Origin of the sequence: Actinoplanes sp. NPDC051633 (assembly GCF_040681735.1) — a bacterium.
Lineage (GTDB): Bacteria > Actinomycetota > Actinomycetes > Mycobacteriales > Micromonosporaceae > Actinoplanes.
Map to the genome: position 1 here is coordinate 1 of NZ_JBFAZH010001411.1, position 1,790 is coordinate 1,790.

The window sequence follows — 1,790 nt, forward strand, 5'->3', positions numbered from 1 at the left end:
GCAGGCGGGACGGAGGCGGCTTCGGCGGTCGCGCCGAGCGCGGGCGCCGCCGCACTCCCCGTAGCAGGCGCCACTGCGGGCGGAACCGAGGCGATTCTCCTGGCCGCCGGCCGGTCGGCCGGGGAGCCCGGCGCGGATCCCTCGGCCAGGGCGATCAGCTCGGCCGCCGTGAAGGCCGGCGGCGCCGCCCACGTGCCGGGGTGCGCCAGCAGCTCCACGACGTGCGCCGGGAGGGCGACCTCGTCGTCCTGCGACCGGCGGGCTTCGTCAGTCACCGGACTCACCCGGCTTGTCGTCGACCTTGTCGTCGACCAGATGGCCGAGCGCCTCGGCCAGCCTGCGGTGGGCCCGGTGCGAGCGCGACTTCACCGTTCCCATCGGCACGCCCAGGTGGGACGCGATCTCGCTGTGGGTCATCTGGAAGTAGTGCGCGAGCCGCACCACCGTTGCCTCGTCGGCCGGCAACCCCTCGACCGCGCGGCGCACCTGCCACGCCTCCCAGAGCCGCTCAGCGGAGGTGCCCTCGACCGGCACCTCGGTCTGATCGGCCGGGATCGGCGTGCGGCGCTCACGGCGGTAGACATCGATCGCCGCCTTGCGCGCCACGCCGAACACCCACGCCGCGAGGTCACGCGCCGGGTCGTAACGCCCGCGACCCCGCCACAGCCCGATGAACGCCTGCTGCGTGGCCTCCTCGGCGAGCCCCGGGTCGGTCAGCATGGTCACCGCCATGCCGAAGACCGGCCCGCGAAAGGTCGTGTAGACCTCGGCGAAGCCGTCCTCTTCGCCGGTTGCGAACCGACTGGCGAGCGCGGTGTCGTCCATGGTGCCCTAGATCGTAGGCGGTCCATCTCTCAGCACCTCACTGGGCGCTGTCTTCGGCCGGGACCGCGGTCACCTCATTGCCACCCACCGTCGCGGTGCGATCCTGCACATCGAGCGCCGACGGCTTGACCAGCGCACCGTCCACGGTGGCCAGTCCGACCTGTTCGCCGTCCTTGGTGACGATCCAGCCACCGACCACGTTCGCGCCGCGGACCTTGCTGGCGAAGCGGTAGAGCCCCGACGGCTTCTTCACCGTCTCGATGGTGAAGTCGATGTTGAGGTCCCGGACCTTGATCTTGCCCTTGGCGGTCTTGCCGTCCGCCGTGCCGGTCAGCGTGGCGCCGCCCTTGCCGGTCAGGTTCAGCTTGCCGCCGACCGCCGTACCCTTGAGCCACGACTCGATCCGCTCGCCGTCGCAGAGGTAGGCGATGGCCTTGCCGTTCTTGGCGGCAATCGCCAGGCTGCCCGGCTTGAGGCGGCCGGCCCAGGTGCCGGTCAGGGGTGCGGCCTCGGCGAGCTGCTCGCGGTCGGGGGTCTCGCCGGGCGCGGGCGGCGGGACGGTCGCGCTTTCCTCGGGTACGGGACCGGCGCCCTCGCCCGGCACCTCGGGCGTGGGCGAGGCGGGCGCCGCGGCGACGAGCCCGGCGGCCTGCTGATCCTTGAAGAACCGCGGAGCCTGCCAGCCCAGGCCGATGAGCACGGCGGCAACGGCAAGACCCGACAGCACGATGACCACCGGACTGGTGCGCTTCATGACATCTCCCCCGACGTCGAATGTTCCGTCTGCAGCTAGTTCGCACGTACCCCCCGGATCGGTTCTCGGCGCCGGCCGGAAATCTCAGCGGAGGCTGGCGGCCAGGTCCTGGCGGGAGACGATGCCCAGCTTGCGGTAGGCGTGGGTGAGGAAAATGAGTTTGCGGTCGCAAATGAACGGAGAGAATTCGAGCAACAGTTATCAAAACACG

At 71.1% G+C, this 1,790-nt stretch carries 2 protein-coding genes and 1 pseudogene; all 3 read right to left on the reverse strand.

The window, feature by feature from the left end; genetic code table 11:
• Positions 1 to 275: pseudogene (locus AB0M20_RS41535) on the reverse strand (hypothetical protein); the annotation flags it as partial.
• Positions 268 to 825: a sigma-70 family RNA polymerase sigma factor gene (locus AB0M20_RS41540; protein ID WP_364306826.1), complete on the reverse strand. Its 558-nt coding sequence runs from the start codon at positions 823 to 825 to the stop codon at positions 268 to 270. The gene AB0M20_RS41540 and the pseudogene AB0M20_RS41535, both read right to left, overlap by 8 nt.
• A gap of 37 nt (positions 826 to 862) precedes the next feature.
• Entirely contained in the window at positions 863 to 1,579 is a 717-nt protein-coding gene (locus tag AB0M20_RS41545) for a hypothetical protein (protein ID WP_364306828.1), read from the reverse strand.
• Between the last annotated feature and the right edge of the window lie 211 nt (positions 1,580 to 1,790).